A 22,843-nucleotide genomic window follows, 5' to 3' on the forward strand; every position below is an offset into this window, starting at 1 on the left:
CTGTAAGTTCCCCTACGTCTCCGACCGGGAGGGTTCGGCATGCGGCTCGGCCTCGCACTCGGCTACTGGGGGCGCCGCCCCGACCCCGCCCACCTCGAACTCGCCGTCGAGGCGGAGCGACTCGGCTACGACTCCGCCTGGACGGCCGAAGCCTGGGGCTCCGACGCCTTCACGCCCCTCACCTGGATTGCCGCCCGCACCTCACGCATCAAACTCGGCACCGCAGTCGCGCAGATGGCCGCTCGTACGCCCACCGCCACCGCGATGCACGCCCTGACCCTCGACCACCTCTCCGGTGGGCGGATGATGCTCGGTCTGGGGCTGTCCGGGCCGCAGGTGGTCGAGGGGTGGTACGGGCGGCCGTTTCCGAAGAGCCCGCTCACCGCGACCCGCGAGTACGTGGACGTCATCCGCCAAGTGCTGCGCCGAGAGGGCCCGGTGGAGCTGGACGGGCGCTTCCACCCCCACCCCTACGCCGGCCCGGACGGCACCGGACTCGGCAAGCCCCTCAGACCGATCACCCATCCCCTCCGCCCCGACCTGCCGATTCTCCTGGGCGCGGAAGGCCCGAAGAACATCGCGCAGACGTCGCGTATCGCGGACGGATGGATCCCCCTCTACTGGTCCCCGCTGCGCACGGGCGTCTACCAAGCCTCCCTGGTGGACGCGCCCAAGAACTTCATGGTGGCGCCGATGGCCCGTGCGCAGGTGTGCGACGACATATCGGAGGGGCTGCTGCCGGTAAAGGCGATGCTCGGCTTCTACATCGGCGGCATGGGCCACGCCGCCCGTAACTTCCACGCCGACCTGATGGCCCGTATGGGCTTCGAGTCCGCAGCGCGCCGCGTCCAGGAGCTGTTCCTGGAGGGGCGGCGCGCGGAGGCGACCGAGGCGGTGCCGGACGCCTTCGCGGACGAGATCTCCCTCGTCGGGCCACGGGAACGGATCGCGGAACGGCTGGACCTCTGGCGCAAGGGCCCGGTCACCGACCTGCTGATCACCGCCCCCGACCCCCGGACACTCCGCGCACTGGCCGAGCTGAACACCTAGCTCAGCGTCTTCAGCGCCGCCGCGTCGTACGGCTTCAGTTCCTCGAACCGGTCCCCCAGGACCTTCGCCGCCCACTCCGGGTCCTGGAGCAGGGCGCGGCCGACGGCGACCAGGTCGAACTCGTCGCGCTCGAGGCGGTCGAGGAGGTTGTCGATGCCCTGGACCGGGGCGCCCTCGCCCATGAAGCCGCGGATGAAATCGCCGTCGAGCCCGACCGAGCCGACGGTGATGGTGGGCCTGCCGGTGAGCTTCTTGGTCCAGCCCGCCAGGTTCAGGTCCGAGCCCTCGAACTCCGGGAGCCAGTAGCGGCGGGTGGAGGCGTGGAAGGCGTCGACGCCGGCCGCGGCGAGCGGGGTCAGGATCGCCTCCAGCTCCTCCGGGGTCTCGGCGAGCCTCGCATCGTAGGCCTCCTGCTTCCACTGCGAGTAGCGGAAGATCACCGGGAAGTCGGGCGAGACGGTCTCGCGGACCGCGGCCACGATCTCGGCCGCGAACTTCATACGGGCCACGGGGTCGCCGCCGTAGGCGTCGGTACGGCGGTTCGTCCCCGCCCACAGGAACTGGTCGAGGAGGTAGCCGTGGGCGCCGTGCAGTTCGACGCCGTCGAAGCCGATGCGCTCGGCGGCCGCGGCGGCCTCGGCGAAGGCGCCGATGACGTCTTCCAGGTCGCGCTGGGTCATCGCCTTGCCGGTGCCCTCGGTGCCGTCGACGCGGATGCCGGAGGGGCCGACGGCGGGGGCGTCGGCGTAGGGCGGGTCGCCCTGCTTGCGTACCATGCCGATGTGCCACAGCTGCGGCACGATCGTGCCGCCCGCCGCGTGAACGACCTCGGCGACCTTCGCCCACCCCGCCAGCTGCTCCTCACCGTGGAACCGCGGCACACGGTCACTCTGCCCGGCCGACTCGTGGCCGACGTAGGTCCCCTCGGTGACGATCAGGCCCACACCCGCGGCGGCGCGACGGGCGTAGTACGACCGCACGTCATCACCGGGGACGCCGCCCGGGGAGAACATGCGCGTCATCGGCGCCATCACGATGCGGTTCGGGACGGTCAGGCCGTTCAGCGCGACGGGCCGGGACAGGATCTCGACCGCGCGGGAGGCGGAGGACGCAGTGATGGTCACGGGGGTGCTCCTCGTAGGTACCAGACGGTATGTGCACATGCATTGAATGCGTGTAGGTGCCAACCGTCCCGCCGGTCACGGCATTCCGCTTGTCCGGCGAGCCGCCCTGTGATCCCGGACACGCGCCCAGAGCCGGGGCGGTCAGTGCTCCCGCAGCCGGGCACAGAGCATCAGCCTGGGCCATCAGCGCGGTGAACACCCGTGCTCTCCGAGGATTTCCGATCTCTCGTGATCCTCGGACTCGCCTTGAAGAGGCAGACGGTACACAGCGACCGAAGCGTTGCTGGGACGACCGTCCACGTCCGGGAAGCAGGTCCCCCCGTACACGGCCCCGGCCTCACGCATCTCCTCGACTTGCACGGCCTGCACAAGGGCGAACGCGTACTGCTCGTCCACCGTATGGTTCGCCAGGACTTCGGTCGCGAGCGTGCCGAGTCTCTGAGCTGCCCCACCGGGTCAGCCGTGTCGACAGGCAGCTCATGGACGGCTGTTGAAACCGGTGCAGGTTTTCACCGCGCGGATGGGGCAAGACGCTTGGCATGCCCATAAGACAACGCTCAGGGAGCAACACCGCTGCCACTGTGATAGCCGTCGTCGCGGACATCGCCGCCGTGATCCTCGGCCTGTGGATCCTCATGTACTGGCTCGACGCCAACCGGTCGAACGATCTGGTGGACTTCGTCCAGGACGCCGCCCGCTGGCTGGCGGGCTGGTCGCACGACCTGTTCACCATGGACACCGACTGGCTGCGGATCCTGCTCAACTACGGTCTCCCGGCCGTGGTGTACCTCTTCATCGGCCACGCCGTGGCCGGGCGGATCCGCCGCGCCTGATCCGCTCCCCCTCCCCGCCCCACGGACTGCGGCCGCACGGCCCGGAGTCCGCTACGGCAGCCGGGCCCCTCGCGCCCGCCCCCGGGCAGCCCGACGACGTGGCCCGGCCCGTCCCCGGGCCCGACGACGCGGCCCGACTACGCGGCCGGCCCGACGACCGGTGAGCTAGCAGCAGTCCGGATCCAGGCCCGACGGCAGCCGCTCGCCGCCGAAGACCGCCGTGGTCGCCTCGTCCCCCCCGAGCGCGGCCACGGCGAGCAGCAGCGACGCGGCAGTCCAGGACGTGAGTTCCTCCGGCCACACCGCGCGGTCCTCGAAGACGTACCCCGTCCAGTACATTCCGTTCTCGGCACGCAGATGCTGGATCCACTTGAGGATCTGCACCGCGCGGTCGGACTCGCCCATGGCCCAGAGAGCGAGCGCGAGTTCGGCGCTCTCGCCGCCCGTCACCCACGGGTTCGGCAGGATGCAGCGCACGCCCAGTTCCGGGACGACGAAGCGGTCCCAGCCGGACTCGATCCGCTCCTTCGCCGCCGCGCCGGTCAGCGCTCCGCCGAGAACCGGGTAGTACCAGTCCATCGAGAATTGGTCCTTGTCGAGGAACCGCTCCGGGTGGTGGCGGATCGCGTGGCCGAGCCAGCCCGCCGCGAGTTCCCAGCCGGGCTGCGGTTCCGCGCGCTGCTCGGCGATGGCCAGGGCGCAGCGCAGCGCCTGGTGGATGGAGGACGAGCCGGTGAGGAGAGCGTCCGCGACCGGCGTTCCGTCGTCCTCGCGCTTCCAGCCGATCTGCCCGCCGGGCTGCTGCAGGGCCAGGACGAATTCCACTGCGGCGTGGACGGTGGGCCACAGCCGGTCGAGGAAGGCGTCGTCGCCCGTGGAGATGTAGTGGTGCCAGGCGCCGACGGCGATGTAGGCGACGAAGTTGGTCTCGCGGCCACGGTCGGTGGGATCGTCGGCGGCGACTCCGGCCGGGCGGTCGGGGTACGCCGCGTACCAGGAGCCGTCCGAGTTCTGGTGCCGGGCCAGCCAGCGGTACGCGGCCTCGGCGCGCTCGTGCTCGCCCGCCGCGTCCAGCGCCATGGCGGCCTCGACGTGGTCCCACGGATCCAGGTGGTGCCCGCGGAACCACGGGATGGCACCGTCCTCCCGCTGTACGGCGAGGATGCCCGCCACGGTCCGGGCAGCCTGACCGGCCGTGAGGACTCCGGGCAGGACAAGACGTTCGGTACGGCCCGGGCTCGTCATTCCGCGGCCGCCTGTACTCCCGCCGCGGACCGGGAGAGCTCCGTGGAGTTCCCTCCGGGCTCGGTCGGGGAGTCGAGGGAAGGGGCGTGCGGCTTGGTCGCGTACGCCACGAAGCTCTTGCCGATCAGCGGGTTCAGCGCCCGTTCGGCGACCCGGGTGGCCAGCGGCCTCTTCATGATGTCCCAGACCAGCAGCTTGTGGTACGCCTTCACCGGCAGCGCCTGGTCGTTGTCGACGCCGAAGGCGCACTTGAGCCACCAGTAGGGCGAGTGCAGCCCGTGGGCGTGGTGCGTGCCGTACGGGCGCAGGCCCGCTTCGCGCATTTTGCGCAGCAGTTCGTCGGCGCGGTAGATGCGGATGTGGCCGCCCTCGACCTCGTGGTAGGCGTCGGACAGCGCCCAGCAGACTTTTTCGGGCCCGTAGCGCGGCACGGTCACCGCGATCCGGCCGCCCGGCCTGAGGACCCGGACCATCTCGGCGAGTACGCCCTTGTCGTCCGGGATGTGCTCCATGACCTCGGAGATGATCACGACGTCGAAGCTGTCGTCGGGGAAGGGCAGCGCGAGCGCGTCGCCCTCCATCGCGGTGGCGGTGGCGCCCGCCGGGGCCTCGCCCGCTTCCTTCATGGCCGCGAACCACGTGGCGACCTCGCGGATCTCCTCGCCGTTGCGGTCGAGGGCGACGACCTGCGCTCCGCGCCGGTAGCACTCGAACGCGTGGCGGCCCGCCCCGCAGCCGAGGTCCAGGACACGGTCGCCCGGGGCGAGTGGGAAGCGGGTGAAGTCGACGGTCAGCACTGGCGTCTGCTTTCGTCCGGCGGGTCGTGGCGGTGAGCGGGGCTGGTGGCGGGAGTGGTGAGTGGGGCGGGGAATGGGGTCGTAAGTGGGGCTGTGACGGGGTGTTCGACGCTCGTACGATAGGGCGGTAGGCGGTACGGAGATCGGGCGGTTCAGGCGGTACGGGGCTGAAACGGTTCAAGCTTCCGGCTGTCCAGGTTCGGGTGGTGCAGGCCTCCGGCGGTTCCAGCGCTCCGGAATCGCCGCGGCTTCAGGCGGTGCGTACGAGCCCGGGGGCCCGTACGGCCTGGGCGGCGATGGCCTCGCGGTAGTGCTCGGCCGTACCGCGTGCGGCCTGCTCCCAGGTGAAGCGGCGCAGCACGCGCTCCCGCCCGCGGGCCCCGAGTCTGCGCCGCAGTTCGGAGCCGGTGTCCGGATCGAGAAGGCGGCCGAGGGCAGCGGCCAGCGCCCCGGCGTCACCGGGCGGTACGGCAAGACACGTATCGCCGTCGCTGCCCGCGACCTCGGGGATGGCACCGCCGGTGGTGGCGACGAGCGGGGTTCCGGTGGCCATCGCCTCGGCGGCCGGCAGCGAGAAGCCTTCGTAGAGCGAGGGCACGCAGGCGATCTGGGCGCCGCGCACGAGGTCGACCAGCTCCTGGTCGCTGATGCCCTTGACGAACTCGACGGCCCCTTCGAGGCCGTACCGTTCGATCGCGGCGGCGACCGGCCCGTCCTCGGCGCGCTTGCCGACGACGACCAGATGGGCCCGCGGATTCTCGGTACGGAGCTTCGCCAGCGCCTCGACGAGGTGGATGAGGCCCTTGAGCGGGACATCGGCGCTGGAGGTGGTGACGATCCGGCCGGGGACCTCCGCGACGGACGGGTCCGGGGAGAACAGGCCGGTGTCCGCGCCGATGTGCACGACATGCACCCGGTCCTGGCGTACGCCCAGGTGGTCGACGATCTCCTGCCGCGACGAGCCGGACACGGTGAGGACGGCCGGCAGCCGCCGGGCGACGCGCTTCTGCATGCGCGTGAAGCCGTACCAACGGCGGACGGAGGCACGGCGCCGCCAGCCGGTGGCGGCGTCCAGATCCAGCTGCCGGTCGACGGTGATCGGGTGGTGGATGGTGGTGACCAGCGGGAAGCCGGTGCGCTCCAGGCCCAGCAGGCCGTAGCCGAGGGTCTGGTTGTCATGGACGACATCGAACGCGCCGCGGCGGGCGGCGAGATGGCGTCGGGCGCGGAGGCTGAAGGTGAGCGGCTCCGGGAAGCCGCCAGTCCACATCATCGCCACTTCGAGGGCGTCGATCCAGTCCCGGTACTCACCGGGCCGCGGGGTGCGGAAGGGGTCGGGCTGGCGGTAGAGGTCGAGGCTGGGCAGCTCGGTGAGGCCGACCCGGCCTCCCGGCGCCCCTTCGGGGAGGTGGAACCCCTGGTCGACAACCGGGTACGGCTGGGCGCCGATGACCTCCACGGTGTGGCCGAGCCGGGCCAGTTCGCGGGACAGGTGCCGTACGTACACACCCTGGCCGCCGCAGAACGGGTTGCCCTTGTACGTGAGCAGCGCGATGCTCAGCGGGCGGTCCCCGTCGGCCGCGGACACCCCGGCCGGGGGGCGAGGCGAGGCTGCCTGTATGGCCTCAGCGGTCACTCACGGCCCCCTTCTCACTGCAGTTCAGCCGGAGCGTAACCGCTCACGCTAATCTAGAACAAGTTTCAGAGTGGATGGACAAGGACCGCCGAATCTACCGGCAGGTAGCGTCCGCGGCAGCGGCCGGAACAGGTGATTCGCGCCACGGCGCGGCCCCTGCCATGCTGTCCGGATCTTTCCCTGCCGCCTCCCGAACCGCAGGCCGGGGGAGGTCGGGACGGGGGCCCGCCCACCACAGCCTTCGACACGTTCACGGATGTCACGGATGTCATGGAAGGGGACAAATGACTACGGAATCCAAGCCGTCCTCCCCGCCACTGACTGAGCGTCAGGAGGCTCGCCGCCGCCGGATCCTGCATGCCAGCGCACAGCTGGCGAGCCGGGGCGGGTTCGACGCCGTGCAGATGCGTGAGGTGGCCGAAAAGTCCAACGTCGCCCTCGGCACGCTCTACCGCTATTTCCCGTCCAAGGTGCACCTGCTGGTGGCCACCATGCAGGACCAGCTCCAGCACATGCACGAGACGCTGCGCAAGCGCCCGCCGACCGAGAAGGAGCCCTCGGCTCGGGTCGCCCAGACCCTGATGCGCGCCTTCCGCGCGATGCAGCGGGAGCCGCATCTCGCGGACGCGATGGTCCGCGCCCTGACCTTCGCCGACCGCTCGGTGAGCCCCGAGGTGGACACCGTCTCCCGGCTGACCACCGCGATCATCCTGGACGCCATGACCCTGGAGGGACCGCCCACCCCCGAGCAGCTGTCGGCCGTCCGCGTCATCGAGCACACCTGGCACTCGGCCCTGATCACCTGGCTCTCCGGCCGCGCGTCGATCGCCCAAGTGAAGATCGACATCGAGACGGTCTGCCGTCTGATCGACGTCACGGCACCCCGGTAGCGCAACCGGCGCACCCAAGGGGGCGTGCGCCACCTTGAACCGCGCGCCGGGCGCATGAATCGTCAACCGTGCGACCCTGCGCCCCCCTCATCGCCGATTCTCACGTACAGGGCGAGGTACGCGCTTGTATGAATTGACGGCGTACACGCAAGGGAGCGTGTCGTCGGAGTGTGGGGCGGATGTGGGGCGGAAGGGGGACACCGTGATCCGGGTACTGCTGGTGCACGACACACGTCTGATGCGGTCGGCTCTGGTGGCGCTGTTACGCAAGGAACGCGACCTCGAGGTTGCATCGGCCTCGTGGGACACCGCGCCTCGGCAGGCACGTTCGTTACAGCCCCACGTCTGCGTGGTGGACGTCGACTGTCGGGGCTCGAGGACGCTCAGCGCGGCGGCGGAGCTGGCCCGGCGAGTCACCGAGAGCGCCGCGCTGCTCGTACTGGCCACTGTCACGAGGCCCGGGCTGCTGCGGCTGGCGTTCGATGCGCATGCCCTGGGCTACGTCAACAAGGACGCCGGACCACAGGGGTTGCTCGACGGCATCCGGGCGGTCGCGGCCGGCAAGCGATTCGTGGACGAGTCGCTCGCCTTCGGTTTTCTCCAGGCCGCCACCATGCCCTTGACACCACGTGAGCTGAACGTGCTCGCCCTGGCCGCCGAAGGCGCCACGATCGCCGAGATCGCCCGAGGGCTGCATCTCTCCAACGGGACCGTACGCAACTACATGTCCGCCATCACCCGGAAGACCGGGGCACGCAACCGAGTGGACGCCATACGGATATCGCAAGGCGAGGGCTGGGTCTAGGGATTCGTGCCACCCCGGTCCGGAGGGGCGCGGCGCAGAGCCGGATACGACCCCCGGCGAGCCCACGGCCCACCGATGTGAGCCGACCGGGGGCACCGGTGTCGGAAGGGGACGAAGATTCTTCCTTGCCGGCCCTGGGACCGGCCCGGCCGGGCAATCACCGGAACGGAACCAGCGGGACCAGCTGTACGGCCCACCGCGCCTCTCATGTCCGGCCGGCGTGCCAGCGTCCGACCAGATCGCTGTAGAGCGCCGACCGTTCGACCAGCTCGTGGTGTGTCCCGCAGGCGGCACGTACGCCGTCCAGTACCAGCACCCGGTCCGCCCGCCGCGCCGAGCTGATCCGGTGGGCGATCACGACGAGGGTGCCGGGCCGCTCGGCGAAGGCCCGCTCGGCGCGCGCCTCGGCCGCGGGATCCACATGGCAGGTCGCCTCGTCCAGCAGCACCAGCGGGGCGGGCGAGAGGTGCGCCCGGGCCAGCGCGACGAGCTGCCGCTCACCCTGGGAGAGAGCGGCCGGTTCGACCGCCGCGTCGAGTCCGCCGAGCCTGCACACCAGAGGGCCGAGACCGACCGCTTCCACCGAGGCGGTCTGCACCGCCTCCGGCGGGGGCCCGTCCGGGCACAGATAGAGCAGGTTGTCGCGCAGGCTGCCGGTGAAGACGTAGGCCTGCTGCGGGATCAGCACGCGCGAGCGCGACGGCTGCTCCGCGCTGCGGCGCCGGACCGGCTCGCCCTGCACCCGCACCTCGCCCCGGTCGGGCTCCAGCAGTCCCGCGATGAGCGCGCTGAGCGTCGACTTGCCGATGCCACTGGGCCCGACGACGGCGAGATGCTCCCCCGGCTCGATCGCCAGGTCGAGGTCGCGGAGGACGGGGTGCGCGGCCGGGCCGTAGGCGAAGGTGACCGAGCGGAGTTCGACGCGTGGGGGGTGGGGGCGAGGGGACTCGGGACGCGCGGGCGCGACATGCACGGGCTTGAGACGCGGGGGCCCGGGACGCGGGAGATCCGTACTCGCGGACTCGGGACCCGGGGACTCGGGACGCGCGGACTCGGGACGCGGGTGTGCGAGACGCGGGTGTGTGAGACGCGGGGGCGGTACGGGCGCCGGGGGGCCGGTGGTCGCTGTGCCGGAGTCGCTCGCGGTGAGGTGATCGAGGACCACCAGCAGCCGTGTGCCCGCCGCCCCGAGTGCGGTCATCAGGGTGTGCAGAGCGGGCAGCAGCGCCTGGGTCAGATACGTGAGCGCGCCGACCAGCGCGCCCGCGGTGAGTCCCTGTTCGAGGAGCCAGGGCGTGGCGGCCAGCAGCAGCACAACCGGAAGTTGCCCCGCCACCGCGAGCGCCATCGAGCGCGCCGCCGCCCACCGGGCCAGGGAGCGTGCGGCCCTCGTCTGGACGTCGATCAGCCGGCGGGCCTCGTCCGTCGTGCGCCCCTGCGCGCCGCACGCCACGATGTCGCGCAGGCCGGTCGCTACCGCGCCGAACTGTTCGGCCAAAGCCTCGTCGGCGTGCAGGAAGTCCCGCTGGCGGGCGGCCATCGGCGGCAGCGTGGCAGCGAACAGCAGCAGCCCCAGAGCCAGCGGCGGAAGCACGACCAGCAGGAGCTGCGGGGCAAGGGAGGCAAGTCCGAGCAGCGCCCCGGCTGCCGTGAAGACGAACGAGCGGGCCACGAGCACCAGTCCCGCGAAGCTGTCCCGGGCGGTCTCCGTCTGGTGGGTGAGGCGGGAGACCGCGGCGCTGTCCGCCCGCGCCGCGGGTTCGGCGACCGCGGTCCGCAGCGCGCCGGACACGACGCGGCGCACCAACCCGTCCCGCAGCGGCTCCACTAGCCCGGCCAGCCCCCGGAACACCCCGCGGTTGGCCAGGCCACCGGCGACGACCGCCACTGCGGCGAGGGCGAGCCAGGCCAGCCCGACTCCGGTACGCCCGGCCAGGAAGCCGTCATCCAGCGCCCGCGCCGCGCTGTAGCCGCTGAGGAAGGTGTGCGCCGACTCCAGCAACGACCAGCCGGCCAGCCCGAGAAGCACCCGCTTCCGGCGCCCCAGGAAACGCCACGCCTGCGGCCCGACACGGCGCATCGGTCCCGCCGTGCGGTGGCGGGGGGCGGAGTCATGCCGGCCGGTCGCGGAGGCCGTGGCCGTACCGGAGGGCCACACCTGCGGCCCGTCCCCGCGCAACGGCCCCGCAGTGCGGCAGCGCGAGGTGGAGTCCTCCCCGGCCTCGGACGCCGGCGCCGTGCCCGTCATCGTCGGGCTCCCGCTTCGGCGGCGCTGCCGCCGTCCTCGCCGTTTCGCGCGTTCGCGTCCGTACCTTCGGCGAACACGGCCCGGTAGTCCGGGAGTTCCCACAGGACCTCATGCGGTCCGACCGCCCGTATGCGGCCGTTCTCCAGCCACGCGACCAGGTCCGCGCGGGCGGCGGAGGAGGCCCGGTGGGCGATGAGCAGGCGAGTGCCGGACCGTACGTCGTACGTCAGTGCCCGGCCGACATCCCGTTCGGTGACACTGTCCAGGCTCGAGGTGGCGTCGTCGAGCACCAGCAGCCGGCCGGCGTGCGCGAAGGCCCTTGCCAGGCCGAGCCGTTGCAGCTCTCCTCCGGAGAGGGGGGCGTCGGCGAGGGCGGTGGCGTATCCGCTCGGGAGCCGCCTGACGAAGGTGTCGGCGCTGGCCGCCCGCGCGGCGGCCTCGACCTCGCGGGCCGAGGGCTCGTACGGTCCGAAGGCGATGGACTCGCCCACCGTGCGGCCGAAGAGCTCGGGCCGCTCGAACGCGTACCCCACCTCCCGCCGAAGGTCCTCCGGATCGGCCTCGGTCAGCGGCACTCCGTCCAGCAGGACCTGGCCGCTGTCGGGGTCGGCGAGCCGCCCGGCGAGCTCGGCCAGTACGGTTTTGCCCGCGCCGGAGCGTCCGACGACGGCCATGGTCGTTCCGCCCGGGACCGTCAGGTCGACGCCGCTGAGCACCGGTCCCCCGCCGCGCGTCACGCTCACGCCGCGGAGTTCGAGCCGCCCCGCGCCGTCCAGCGGCAGCGGGCGCGTGCCGTAAGGCACCGCGGGTACGGCCAGCAGTTCGCCGGTGCGCCGGGCCGCGGACCGGCTGCGCACCAGGGAGTTGAGCTGCCCCACCACTGCGCCGATACCGGCGGCGAGGGCGGCGTAGCGGGTGGCCGCGAGCAGTTCGCCGACGGTCACGTCTCCGGCGGCGAGCCTTGTCCCGCCGGCGGCGAGTACCGCGGTCTGCAGCAGGGGCACCAGGATTCCCCCTTGGACGACGGCCCGCCCGTACACCTGCCACATGCGCCGCCCCTGGACGCCCAGTTCGGGCAGCGGGGCCAGAACGCGAGCGCGTTCCCGTGCCTCCGTACCGGCCGCGGCGACCGTGCGGGCACCGCCGAGGGCCTCCATGAGGCCGGCCGCGATGTCGCCCTGGATGCTCTGGTAGCGCGCGACACTGTCGGAGGAGCTGTGGGTGAAGGACCGCAGCAGCAGCACGAGAAGGGGCACCCCGGCCAGGAACACGGCTGCCAGCCATGGATCGATGAGTGCCAGTGCGGCCAGGCCGCCGACCGGGGTGAGCAGTGAGGCGAGCCCGGTGGCGGCTGTGGCGGGGGCGGCGCCCCCTTCGGTGGCGTTGCCGGTCAGCCGGGTCACCAGGTCGCCGGGGGTGAATGCGGAGGCCCGGTGCGGTCCGACGGCCAGCAGGTGGGCCAGGCCGCGTCCGCGCAGCCAGGCGGCGCAGCGGGCGTTCGTGGTGCCGGTGAGCAGGGCGACCAGGGCGTCCGAGAGGACGTCGGCGACGATGAGGGCGGCGCACAGCGCGAGCCAGGGGCCGTACTTTCCGCTGTCGCCGAGTGCGAGGTCCAGGGTGCGCCCGAGTACGGCGGGCAGCGCGAGCGTCGCGGCGGCCGAGGCGGTGCTGAACAGGCAGATGGCCACGGTGCGGGCCGCGTTGAGCCGAGCCGCCCGGGCGAGCAGACGGCCGGCCGTGGCGTCGTCCCGCCTGCCGGCGCCGGAGGAGGCGTCGGGAGTGGCACCGGGAGCGGCATCAGGGGTCGTGGCGGGGGCGGCTGCGGGGTGCGTTGAGGCCATACGCGGTGGGTCCTCGGTCGTGGGGCAGCGGCGGGCTGCTTCCGGGTGGAGACTCGACATCTCCGTGCGGAGCGGTTCCCCAGCGGTGAGCCCCGGGCGGAGCAACGCCCGGGGCCGCCGCAAACCGCCTCCCGCTACGCGGGGCGCGCACGCCCCGCACAGCGGACGAGGTCAGTTACAGGTGGTGACGCTCAGGCTGCTGTCACCGCAGAGCAGCAGGCTCGCGCGGCTGCCGCCGCCGGTGGCGATGTCACCGGTGAGCTCGTCCTTCGGGGTTTCCATCGACTGCAGGTCAAGAAGCGACATGAGGTGTTCCTCTCCTTCATGGGGACGGTGTGCTTGCTACGGCTCCCGGTAGGGAGCCGGCTCTGGGGCCGCGTGAGCGGCGGGGTGGAGCGGCGGGAGGAAGGGCAGTTGCACGGGTCCGCCGTGCAGCGCGCCGCCCAGCGCCAGGAGGCATCCGGCTGTGCCGGTGCTGAGGTCCATGGACAGCCGCATCATCTGCTCCCCCGGGAAGGCGAGATCGCCCCGGTAGGGGACGGCGCCCCAGGAGAGCGAGTCGATCTGGCGGCGCACATCGGTGGCGTGGGTGCCGGGGCCGCCGGCCGTCGTACGGCTCAGGTACAGGACCATCCCGGCCGCGCCGCGGAACAGGCCGGGCTGGGCGTAGAACTTCGCCTGCGCGGCCCGCACGATCTCGCCGCGCGCCCGCTCGAACTCCTCGTCGTAGCGGTGGGCGAGATAGTCGTCGAGCACCATGCCGATGCCGACGCTTCCCGCACCGAGATACGGCATGGTGCGCCAGCCCTCGTCGACCTGGAGAGCCCCGCCGGCGCCCCGTACGCAGCGGGCCAGATCGCGCCGCAGGGCGTCGGCTGCGAGGTCGAGCAGCGCGGGATCCCCGGTGCGCTCGTACAGGCGCAGGTGGAGCAGGGCTGCACCGGTGGCGCCGTGCAGGAGGCCGGCGCGGGGCGTTCTCCCACCGCCTCCGGCACCGCCTCCGCCCGAGCTCTTCCCGGAGGCCGTGGCGGAGTTGATGCCGGAGGCGGCGCCCGCCGTGTTGCCCCCTGTGGCGGCGGTCCGCTCGGCGACAAGCCGGGCGCAGCGCAGGGCCTTGTCGTGCAGTGCGCTGTCGCCCGTGGACGTACCGAGGGCGTCCAGCGCGAGGCCGATGCCCGCGAGCCCGCTGTGCAGGTCGGGAGCGATCCGGTCCCAGCTCTGGGAGACGACGGTGTCGACGAGTTCGAGGGCGCGCTCGGTGTGCCCGAGCCGGTCCAGGACCCAGGCGATACCGGACAGCCCGTCATAGAAGCCGAGCGGTGTGCCCGAGGCCGGATCCTTCGTGGCTCGCAGCAGCCACTCCTCGGCTTCCGGGCAGGCTTCGCCACCGGTCTCGGCGAGGGCGTGCAGCACGCCGGCCGCACCGTACGCGAAGCAGGCGCCGCCGCCGGGAGTTGCGAACTGTGCGATGTCGCCGGGGAAGAAACGATCCTCCCGTTCCGGAGTGGCGGAGGCGTGGATGGCCCGGACCATGGAGTCCCGGCTGTGCGGCCAGTCGGCGAGATCCACGGGCAGATAGCCGTCGGCGTCGCGCCACCCGTGCTCCCCTCCGTCCGGCCGCCCGTTCTCCCTTTCATCCGGCCGCCCGTCCCGCCGTCCGCTCCCCCGCCCCTGGCGGCCGGTCGCCGGCACGTAGCCGCGGGTGATCTCCGCGACAGCCTCGTCGAGGAAGGTACGCGGCACTGGGAACTGCTGGGCCGCGATCTCGGCCAAGTGGGCGGCTTTGTCCCGGTCGATGGCGAACAGGCTGGTCAGCGGCAGGAACAGGGCAATACGCAGACAGCTGAGCGCGTACCGGTCGACATCGGCGCCCCTGCGGTCGGCGGGAGCGACGAAGCCGGGGTTGGCGATGACCTGGCGGCGGCCCTCGTCGATGTCCGCGGCCGCCTCGAAGTCCAGCAGGACGACGGAGGATTCGTCCTCGGCGACCATGATGTTGAACAGATGCAGATCGTTGAAGGCCACACCACGTGCGTGGATCGCCTCGACGGCCTCCTCGACGAGCCGGTGGATGCGCAGGGCCCAGTCCGTGTACTCGGCGAGCCGTTCTTCGCCGGGGTCCTCCTCGATCAGCGGGTGACGCCGCGCGAAGAAGTTGTTGAGCGTGTGCCCTTCGATGTACTCCAGCACCAGGAACCGGTGGTCGCCGAGCGTGAACCAGTCCCTCACCTCGGGGGTGCAGGGCAGCCCCGACAGCCGCTCGAGGGCGGTCCTCTCCCGCTCCAGCCGGGTCACGGCGTCGGCGCCGTCCGCCGCCAGACCGGCGTACGGCCGGGCCTCCTTCAGGACGACCCGCTCCCCGGTACGGGTGTCCCGTCCCTCGTAGACACCACCGCCGTTCGAGAAGTGCAGGGCGCGGTCGATCGCGTACGGGAGGTCGGTGGTCGTGGTGGCGGAGCGGGCGGCCAGGTGCGGTTCGAGGAAGCCGGGCAGGGTGACCCAGGCCGGAACGTGGAAGACGGGGTCCCGGCGGTCGGGGACGAGGAGTCCGTCGGCGTTCTCGATCGCGGGGCACAACTCGCCGTCGACGCCGTAGCAGTGGCGTTCGGTGAAGCTGCCGTATCGCAGGTGGACCGGCCCGGCGCCCCAGCGCAGATCGCTGAGGATGTACGGGCCCGGCTCTCCGGCCAGCAGCGCGTCGAGGTCCTCGGCGATGGTCCGGCACTGTTCGTCGTCGATGGGATAGACGGTGATGAACTTGCCGCTGCTGCCGCGGTCCGCGTACTTCGCGTTGCGGGTGTGCAGCAGATAGCGACTCGGCATGAACTTGAAGGCGATGCCACGCGGCACACAGTGGTCCCAGACCTTGGCGAGAACCTTCTCTGCGTTGTCGAGGCACGCCGAGACATGGATCTTCCAACCCTGGAGGGGCAGCCGGGTGTCGAGGGGGCGGAAGGCCAGCCAGTCTCCGGAGCGGTGGCGCTGCCAGCCCTCGGGGGCCTCGCGCCGCGCCGCCTCGTAGAGGACTCCCCTGCCGGTGCCGGAGGCCGAGTCCGTGCGCGTGCCGTTGGCCGAGCCCGTGCCGTTGGCCGAGCCCGTGCCGTTGGCCGAGCCTGTGCGCGTGCCGTTGGCCGAGCCCGTGTCCGTGCCGGCGGGCGAGGCCGTCTCCGCGCTGTTGGCCGACGACTTGCCCGTGCCATCGGCCGGCGACGTGCCCCTGTCCGGGCCCGTGCCTTCGGTCATGGACGGGACCCGGTGCGGAGCGTCGTAGAACTGCCGGTCGGCGTCGCAGAAGACGGCGTACCCCTTGTTCATCCCACTCCCTCGGCCGGTGACGGCATGAGATTTCCATGCGGCCGGGGAGGGGGACAGTCACGTGTGTCATGAAGTGACTGTGAAAAATGCACGCTCTGTTGTCAGTCGATCGCACACAGCTCGCTCGGCACCGAGGGCGCGGCTCGCGCCGGCCGAGTCCGCGTCCGACCCGTATCCGGGCGGGGCCGGGGCCTGACCGCAGGTCCTGACGAAGTAGAGGACCGGAAGCGCGGACCTGCCCGGCGCACGGGCCCCGCACACGCACACAGGACTCCGGCGCACAAGGTCTGAGCCCCAGCGCCCGACCCCAAGTCCCCGACCCCGGGTCCCCGTCCACGGGTTGCTCGCCGGTCCGGAACGCAACCGCTCACTCGTCGAGCGGGAAGACCGTCTCGCCGGTGTCCCCGAGACGGATCAGGATGGCCTCGACCGGGCAGCCCTCCGCGGCCTCCAACACCGCTTCGGAGGCGTCCGTGTCGGCTTCGACCGGGTGTGACTGGCGGGCGGAGTCCAGCGTGAAGCCGGCGGGTGCTGTGCCCGCGCACAGACCGGAGCCGATGCAGACGCTGCGGTCGACCTCGATGCGCCAGCGGTCCCCCATCAGCCGTCCTCCCCATGGCCGGCGGGCAGGTGGATCATCTTGTGCTCCAGGTACTCGCCGAAGCCCTCCGGGCCGAACTCCCGCCCCAGACCGCTGTTCTTGTAGCCGCCGAACGGGCCGAGCATGTCCAGGCTGAAGGTGTTCACGGAGTACGTGCCGGTGCGCACCCGCCGCGCGACGTCGATGCCGCGCTCCACGTCCGCCGTCCAGACGCTGCCGGACAGCCCGTAGTCCGAGTCGTTGGCGATCCGGACCGCTTCCGCTTCGTCCTCGTACGGCAGCAGGCAGATGACCGGGCCGAAGATCTCCTCGCGGGCGATCCGCATGGAGTTGGAGACGCCCCCGAAGAGGGTCGGCTCGACGTACCAGCCGCGGTCGAGGCCCGCCGGACGCCCACCGCCCGTCAGCACTTTCGCGCCCTCCTCCTGTCCCAGCCCGATGTAGTCCAGCGACCGCTGCCGCTGCCGCTCCGCGACCAGCGGCCCGACCTGTGTCGCGGCGTCCAGCGGATCGCCGACGACCAGTGCGGAGGCGGCCGCGGCGAAGCGCTCGGCGATCTCGTCGTAACGGCTGCGCGGCGCGAGGATACGGGTCTGGGCGACGCACGCCTGTCCGTTGTTCATCCAGGCGCTGGGGACGATTCCCTCGACCGCGGCGCCCAGGTCCGCGTCCGGCAGGATGACCGCTGCGGACTTGCCGCCCAGCTCGAGGGTGACGCGTGTCAGATTCCGGGAGGCAACCTCCATGACCCGCTTGCCCGCCGCGACGGAGCCGGTGAAGGACACCTTGTCGATGCCGGGGTGCCCGACGAGGTACTCGCTGACCTCACGGTCGGCCGGGAGGATGCTGAGCACGCCCTCGGGCACCCCGGCCTCGGTGGCGATCTCCGCGAGCAGGTAGGCGTCGAGCGGAGTCTCGGGCGACGGCTTGAGGATCACCGAGCAGCCGCTGAGGAGCGCGGGGGCGAGCTTCGCCGCGGCCACGAACTGCGGAACGTTCCAGGGCACGACGGCCGCGACCACACCCACCGGCTCACGCCGTACGAGGATCGGCCCGAGGACGCCCTGACGGTGCTCCTCGAACACGAAGTCGCGGGCGACAGCGATGGCCGTGTCCCACACCATCATCGCGCCGAGCGCCTGCGCGAGGACGCTCCAGGAGTACGGGGAGCCGTTCTGGGCGCTGATGACCCGGGCGATCTCCTCGTGGCGTACGGCGATGGCGTCCTTGATCCGGGTCACCACCTCGATCCGCTCGTCGAGGGTCCGGCGAGCCCAGAGCCCGTTGTCGAAGGCCGTACGGGCGGCCCGTACCGCCCGGTCGACATCACCGCGCGTGGCGTGCGGGACCCGGCCGATGACCTGCTCGGAGTGCGGGGAGATCACCTCGATGGTCTCCGTACCGAGCGGATCGACCAACTCCCCGCCGATGAAGAGCTGTCGGTGCTCCACCAGGTCGGTCATCGCCCCTACCTCCTACGGATCCACGCGCGTGTGGCACACCTTCGCCACCTGACGCTGCTTCAGGACACACACCGAGCACCGGCCATCGCGCACACCGCAGGCGAATCGGCGCGCCTGCACCTTTCGTACCTGACGCAGTATCAGAACTGATACCAGTTCTGGTCAAAGGAGTCCACGTCAGAAACGAAACAGCCCCCGACCAGTGGTTTCCCATGGGCGGGGGCTACTTGCGCTGCGCCTGGTCGGGGCCGTGTTCGCTGCTCCCGGACACGTCTCTTGGAGGGTCAGTAGTCGGCGACCTTGCCGATGTACAACTCGGCGAAGGCGGTCGCGGCGGCGGGCGAGCCGAGGATTCGCCGCAGGCGGGCAGCCGCGGAGCCCGCCCGGAAGGGATCGCCCGACGAGGTCCCGTGCAGCACCTCCGAGAGCCACTGCGAGAACTCCTGGTACTGCCACACGCGCGGCAGGCACGCCGCCGAGTAGCCGCTCAGACCGGTGTCGTCGCCCTTGCCGCAGTACGCGACGAGCGCGTCGCCGAGCAGCAGCGCGTCGTGCAGCGCGAGGTTCATGCCTTTCGCGGCGATCGGCGCCGCGAGGTGGGCCGAGTCGCCCGCCAGATACAGCCGTCCGCATGCCATCGGCTCCACGACGTAGTTGTGCATGTCCAGCACCCGCTTCTCGATGAGCCGTCCTTCGGCGAGCGGGCGGGCGCCATCCACCGACAGCCGGCCGCGGAGTTCGGCCCACACCCGCTCGTGCGGCCAGTTGTCCGGGTCGTCGCCGGGCGGGCACTCGAGGTAGTAGCGGGTGACCTGGGGGCTTCGAGCCATGTGGGCGGCGAAGCCGCGTGGGTGGATACCGAAGACGACGCAGTCGGAGGACGGCGGCGCCTCGGCGAGGAGAGCCAGCCAGCCGATGCCGTGGTCGTTCCGGGCGACGGTGGTGTGTTCCGGCGGCAACGAGGCGCGCGTCACGCCGCGTGCTCCGTCGCAACCCGCGATGGCATCGCAGTCGATGCGCCGGCGCTCGCCCGTCTCCGGGTCCGTATACGACACCGAGGGCCGATCCGTGTCGACGGCGTGCAGTTCCACATCGCGTACGCCGAAGCGGACGTCGCCACCTGCGGCGTCCGCATACTTGCGAACGAGATCCGTCACCAACAGCGGCTGTGGATAGACGAAGTGACGGTGCCCCGACAGCTCGCCGTACCGGAACCTGTGGCTCTCACCCGCGAAACGGAATTCGCACTCGCTGTGCGCCTGCGCCTGTTCCAGCAGCCGGTCGGCCAGCCCGCGCTGCTCAAGGGCGCGTACCGCCCACTCCTCGATGAAGCCCGCGCGGGGCCGCTGTTCGATGAACTCTCGACTCTCCGTTTCCAGCAGGACGCAGTCGACGGAGGCGGCACGCAGGATGTTGGCGACCGTGAGCCCGGCAGGTCCCGCGCCCACGATGACGACGCGGGTGCGCTGCGCCGACGCAGCAGAGGGAGGCGGGGAGGGGACAGCCATCCGAGCATTATGACGGTGAACTTCAAGAGATCATTACGCTGCCGCCTGAGCCTTTTAAACAGCGGATCAACCGGCAACAGCTCTAGGTGAACGCTCCGGAGTGCATTTTCGGATGCGGTGTGGCGCCGCCCCGTGATGGGATGCGCTGCGTGAACGATCTCTCTCTGCGTGCCCGCATCGAGCAGTACTACGCCACCGTGCCGCTGATGTTCGCCGACGTCGAGGAGTTCGGCCCCTTGCGCCTGTTCGTACGAAAGGCAGCAGGCGCCCCCTACTACGGCGGCCCGAACCACGCCCAGCCCACCGCGGCAGACGCCGCGACCGTCACCGCCGCCGATATCGCCCAGGTGCGCACCCGGCAGCGCGAGCTCGGCGTGCCGGAGGCCTTCGAGTGGCTGGCCGAGGTGGCGCCGTCGCTGCGTGGCCGCATCGAGGCCGCGGGCCTCCCGGTGGCGGAACGCCCGTTGATGACCCTCGACCCACACCACCCACTGCCCCCGCAGCCCCTGCCCGAAGGCGTCACCGTCCGAGCCCTGGAAGCCGACGACCCGGCCCTGCCCGCCGCCCTCGCTGTCCCCCATCTGGCCTTCGCCGAAGAAGGCACCGCGGTCGGCTCTGCGGGTCGCCCGGAACTGACCGTGGTTGCCGAAAAGCTCACGGCGGACGGCACGGTCGCAACGACCCGCCCCACCATCCGCGCCGATCACAAGACGGTCGTCGCTGCCCTCGCCCCCGACGGCACCCCGCTCGCCGTAGGCCACTACCACCCGGCAAACGGCACTACCGAGATCGGCGGCATCGGCACCCTTCCCACCGCCCGCCGCCAGGGCCTCGCCGCCGCCGTCGCGGCGGCCCTGGCCGCCCATGCCCGCGACCACGGCGTGCGCACCATCTTCCTCGCCTACGCCGAGGAGTCCGTCGCCCGTATCTACGCCCGCCTGGGCTTCCGCCCGGCCTGCACCACGCTGCTGATCGCCAACCAGCCCGCCCGTTCCTAACGGGACTGGTAACACACCACCGACAACTCAACTCACTGTGTGGGCAGTTCTGAGTAGTCCCATCCCTTGGCGCCGACAACGACGACTCGCCCATTCGCGGTCAGGGTCTCCGACCGGAACAGACGGTGAGAGCCGAGACCCAGGTCGGCAGCGAGAGTTCCCGCTCAGCGCCGGTTCGCGTCCCTCCAGTAGTCCTGGAGCATTTGGGTCGGCCAATTCGGCTGCGTGACGGCTCCACGAGGGCCCATTTCCTGGAAGTAGGGCGCGAGGTCGATGATCGGCGTGCCGTCGACAGCGTCCAGATCCGTCACATGCAGGTCCCGGCCTTCCACCTTGAGCAGGCGGGGGAAGGAGACGGCCAGCTGATTCGGACGACGGTGGTTTCGATGGACGAAGGTTCCCGTAGCAGGCCAGTCAGGGTTGTCACGCGGGCTGCGCGCGTGGAGAGCGACCGCGTCGGGAGAGGCTCGGTGGAACTGCCAGACGACCAACAGGTGTGAGAACGCGTCGATTCCCTGAAGCGTTTCGAGGGGAAATCCCTCGTTCAGGCGGATAACGGACTGCACCCCGCCCTGGAAGTCGTCGGCCGGCTCGCTGTGGCCACCGACCACCTGCGCAACGGCGCGTACCTGGAACGACTCTGCAGACATGGGCTTGGCTTCCCTCTCATCCCGAGCGGGACGTTGCACAGGCCCTTTGCACGCCGTACGCCCCCATCGTCATGTCCCGATCAGACTACTCGGCCCAGCATGACCTTGGCTCGGGTGTCGAGTTCTGTGGCCGCGGTGATGCCACGGTTACGGAAAGGCGAGAGCACGCGGCGCATGGTGATCACGGTCTCCCGCGCCCGTCCGGAATGCACACCCTCCATGGCGTCAAGCGCCCGAGACCAGGTATTGCAGGCCACTTCCACATTCCCCTGTCGCGCCTGAACGGTACCGAGGTAGCCCAACGTCACAGCGTGGGTGCGGCTGAAGGTTGCGGCCTTCCTCGTGCGGACGCTTCGCCTGAACTCGTTCTGAGCGCCCTGGAGATCACCGATGTCCCTGAGCGTGCAAGCCGTCTCGTGAGCCAGGCTGGCCTCCGAGAAGAACCAGACGCGTTGGGGCTCGTCATCTCCCGGTTGGGCCGCGGCGAGATCGTCCTCCGCACGGAGGAGAACAGCAAGAGCGTCCTTCTTACGGCCCGCCGCGGCAAGGCTCCGGGCCTGCACGACTCCAAGCAGGGCGCGTTCGCGGTGACTGGCGAGGGTGTACCGCTTTCGCCCCACGGAGGCCGTCGACAACTCCACTGCCTGCTCAGGGTGGCCCAAGTCAACAGCCTGGTGGGCCATGGCCCGCAGAATGTGCCCGGCCAATGGTGCGTCTCCGGCCTCGGCTGCGAGTCGTACCGCCAACGTGAAGTACTGCTGGGCGACGCCGTGCTGGGAGGCGTCGAAGCTCATCCAGCCGCTGAGGTACGTCAACTCTCCGGCGGCGGAGAGCAGGTCGCGGCGAATCCGCTCGCTGGGGAAGACGCCGCTGAGGTACGTGGCTACATCATCGTAGAGATATTGGACGAGGGATCTACGGCCGTGGGCTCCGCCCCTGCGCTGGTCCCGCTTGGAGAAGAAGACGGTCATTTCTCGGACGGCGTCGACTTCGCCCTCACCGACTTTACGGCCCGTCGCTGAGGGCCGGATGCGACCCTGTTCAGGTGCCTCGTCCCACCAGCTCTGGTCAGGAAGAGCGAGGCCGGCAACCGAGTAAGCCGACCCCGCCAGTATCTGGCGCCGTTCCATGTCCACGTCGCTTTTCCCCAGGTCCACCAGCGCGGTCAGCGTATCGACGCGCCACTCGGGCGCCGTTGTCACACCCGATCTCGGCGGTCGCAGGCCGATCTCTGTGTTCGTGACCGGGCGTTGGAGCCGTCGGGACAGCGTCTCGCACAAGATATGGGGCGCTCGACCCGTCGGCTGCGTTCCCAGGACCCACATCGAGATGTGGGAGCGCTTGGTGCTGAGCAGTTCGGTCGCCCCGACTTCGGCGGCCACCCGCACGAACTGCGCGGCTAACTGCCCCTGCGACCAGCCGGTTTCGCCGATTACGGCAGCGAGCTTGGTGTTGCGTGTGCGCGCCATGGTGCGCCCCTGTCCACGAAACGATCTTTGGCAGCTTTGGCGGCATCACCGCCCGGATGGGGATGTCTACCAGCTGTAATACACGGTTCGCTCTATGTGAACGAAACCAGCAACCGTCGAGCTCTCGGGAGGAATGCAGGTGAACGCAGATCAGAAGAGTGGTTCCGCCCTCCACCGGAGGGTGCCCGATGAACTCGCAGCGAGTCCAGGCAGCTTGGGATCGATGAGGGACACCGAGGATGCCCGGCCACCGAGCCGAAACAGAGGTGCGACCTTGGGGCGCCACCGGCCCGAGACTGCGGCCGAGGTGCCGATCGAGATCTGCCGTCTGATCCTCGCTGGACTTCGACGGATGTCATGAGGAGCCCGG

General features: G+C 71.0%; 18 protein-coding genes. 5 read left to right on the top strand and 13 right to left on the bottom strand.

What is annotated here, in order from left to right; genetic code table 11:
* Positions 1–39 precede the first annotated feature (39 nt).
* Positions 40–1,050 (top strand): LLM class F420-dependent oxidoreductase, encoded by a 1,011-nt coding sequence (locus tag ABZW18_RS11525; protein WP_356185438.1) that lies wholly within the window; start codon positions 40–42, stop codon positions 1,048–1,050.
* Here the strand turns inward: ABZW18_RS11525 and ABZW18_RS11530 are convergent.
* Positions 1,047–2,174 carry an NADH:flavin oxidoreductase gene (locus ABZW18_RS11530; protein ID WP_356185441.1) on the bottom strand — a complete coding sequence of 376 codons (1,128 nt, stop codon included), beginning with the start codon at positions 2,172–2,174 and terminating at the stop codon, positions 1,047–1,049. The genes ABZW18_RS11525 and ABZW18_RS11530 overlap by 4 nt on opposite strands.
* Before the next feature lie 539 nt (positions 2,175–2,713).
* Between ABZW18_RS11530 and ABZW18_RS11535 the strand changes: the two genes are divergently transcribed.
* Positions 2,714–3,007, top strand: a complete 294-nt coding sequence (locus tag ABZW18_RS11535; protein WP_356185444.1) for a hypothetical protein — start codon at positions 2,714–2,716, stop codon at positions 3,005–3,007.
* Positions 3,008–3,172: 165 nt separating this feature from the next.
* Here the strand turns inward: ABZW18_RS11535 and ABZW18_RS11540 are convergent, their stop codons facing one another.
* The 3 genes from ABZW18_RS11540 to ABZW18_RS11550 all read right to left on the bottom strand — a co-directional run bounded on the left by ABZW18_RS11540 (position 3,173) and on the right by ABZW18_RS11550 (position 6,685).
* Positions 3,173–4,252: a prenyltransferase/squalene oxidase repeat-containing protein gene (locus tag ABZW18_RS11540; protein ID WP_356185447.1), complete on the bottom strand. Its 1,080-nt coding sequence runs from the start codon at positions 4,250–4,252 to the stop codon at positions 3,173–3,175.
* Positions 4,249–5,049 (bottom strand): methyltransferase domain-containing protein, encoded by an 801-nt coding sequence (locus ABZW18_RS11545; RefSeq protein WP_356185450.1) that lies wholly within the window; start codon positions 5,047–5,049, stop codon positions 4,249–4,251. The genes ABZW18_RS11540 and ABZW18_RS11545 overlap by 4 nt, the downstream gene beginning before the upstream one ends.
* A gap of 250 nt (positions 5,050–5,299) precedes the next feature.
* Complete coding sequence (locus ABZW18_RS11550; RefSeq protein WP_356185453.1) at positions 5,300–6,685, bottom strand: glycosyltransferase family 4 protein; 1,386 nt, start codon at positions 6,683–6,685, stop codon at positions 5,300–5,302.
* A 284-nt stretch (positions 6,686–6,969) separates the two neighbouring features.
* Here ABZW18_RS11550 and ABZW18_RS11555 point away from each other — a divergent pair, with 284 nt between their 5' ends.
* Together ABZW18_RS11555 and ABZW18_RS11560 are read left to right on the top strand one after the other, a co-directional pair.
* On the top strand, positions 6,970–7,575 hold the full coding sequence (locus tag ABZW18_RS11555) for a TetR family transcriptional regulator (protein ID WP_356185456.1): 606 nt from the start codon (positions 6,970–6,972) through the stop codon (positions 7,573–7,575).
* Positions 7,576–7,813: 238 nt separating this feature from the next.
* Positions 7,814–8,380, top strand: a complete 567-nt coding sequence (locus ABZW18_RS11560; protein ID WP_356185622.1) for a response regulator transcription factor — start codon at positions 7,814–7,816, stop codon at positions 8,378–8,380.
* 205 nt (positions 8,381–8,585) lie between these two features.
* On the opposite strand, the gene ABZW18_RS11565 is transcribed toward ABZW18_RS11560, so the two are convergent.
* The 7 genes from ABZW18_RS11565 to ABZW18_RS11595 all read right to left on the bottom strand — a co-directional run bounded on the left by ABZW18_RS11565 (position 8,586) and on the right by ABZW18_RS11595 (position 19,356).
* Complete coding sequence (locus ABZW18_RS11565) at positions 8,586–10,460, bottom strand: ABC transporter ATP-binding protein (RefSeq protein WP_356185624.1); 1,875 nt, start codon at positions 10,458–10,460, stop codon at positions 8,586–8,588.
* A 164-nt stretch (positions 10,461–10,624) separates the two neighbouring features.
* The gene (locus ABZW18_RS11570; RefSeq protein ID WP_356185459.1) at positions 10,625–12,469 is read right to left on the bottom strand and encodes an ABC transporter ATP-binding protein; all 1,845 of its coding nucleotides are present in this window, start codon (positions 12,467–12,469) and stop codon (positions 10,625–10,627) included.
* A gap of 171 nt (positions 12,470–12,640) precedes the next feature.
* Positions 12,641–12,775 carry a SapB/AmfS family lanthipeptide gene (locus ABZW18_RS11575; protein WP_356185462.1) on the bottom strand — a complete coding sequence of 45 codons (135 nt, stop codon included), beginning with the start codon at positions 12,773–12,775 and terminating at the stop codon, positions 12,641–12,643.
* A gap of 36 nt (positions 12,776–12,811) precedes the next feature.
* Entirely contained in the window at positions 12,812–15,784 is a 2,973-nt protein-coding gene (gene lanKC, locus ABZW18_RS11580; protein WP_356185465.1) for a class III lanthionine synthetase LanKC, read from the bottom strand.
* A 367-nt stretch (positions 15,785–16,151) separates the two neighbouring features.
* Positions 16,152–16,385 (bottom strand): ferredoxin, encoded by a 234-nt coding sequence (locus ABZW18_RS11585; protein WP_356185468.1) that lies wholly within the window; start codon positions 16,383–16,385, stop codon positions 16,152–16,154.
* On the bottom strand, positions 16,385–17,848 hold the full coding sequence (locus ABZW18_RS11590) for an aldehyde dehydrogenase (RefSeq protein WP_356185471.1): 1,464 nt from the start codon (positions 17,846–17,848) through the stop codon (positions 16,385–16,387). Before ABZW18_RS11590 ends, ABZW18_RS11585 begins: the two co-directional genes overlap by 1 nt.
* A gap of 284 nt (positions 17,849–18,132) precedes the next feature.
* The gene (locus tag ABZW18_RS11595; protein WP_356185474.1) at positions 18,133–19,356 is read right to left on the bottom strand and encodes a 4-hydroxybenzoate 3-monooxygenase; all 1,224 of its coding nucleotides are present in this window, start codon (positions 19,354–19,356) and stop codon (positions 18,133–18,135) included.
* A 140-nt stretch (positions 19,357–19,496) separates the two neighbouring features.
* On the opposite strand from ABZW18_RS11595, the gene ABZW18_RS11600 reads away from it, so the two are divergent.
* Positions 19,497–20,354, top strand: a complete 858-nt coding sequence (locus ABZW18_RS11600) for a GNAT family N-acetyltransferase (RefSeq protein ID WP_356185476.1) — start codon at positions 19,497–19,499, stop codon at positions 20,352–20,354.
* Between the two features lie 164 nt (positions 20,355–20,518).
* On the opposite strand, the gene ABZW18_RS11605 is transcribed toward ABZW18_RS11600, so the two are convergent.
* Together ABZW18_RS11605 and ABZW18_RS11610 are read right to left on the bottom strand one after the other, a co-directional pair.
* Positions 20,519–21,004: an SAM-dependent methyltransferase gene (locus ABZW18_RS11605; protein WP_356185479.1), complete on the bottom strand. Its 486-nt coding sequence runs from the start codon at positions 21,002–21,004 to the stop codon at positions 20,519–20,521.
* Between the two features lie 80 nt (positions 21,005–21,084).
* On the bottom strand, positions 21,085–22,473 hold the full coding sequence (locus tag ABZW18_RS11610) for a Tat pathway signal protein (protein WP_356185481.1): 1,389 nt from the start codon (positions 22,471–22,473) through the stop codon (positions 21,085–21,087).
* Positions 22,474–22,843 lie beyond the last annotated feature (370 nt).

This window comes from Streptomyces sp. NPDC004647, assembly GCF_040609575.1.
GTDB lineage: Bacteria > Actinomycetota > Actinomycetes > Streptomycetales > Streptomycetaceae > Streptomyces.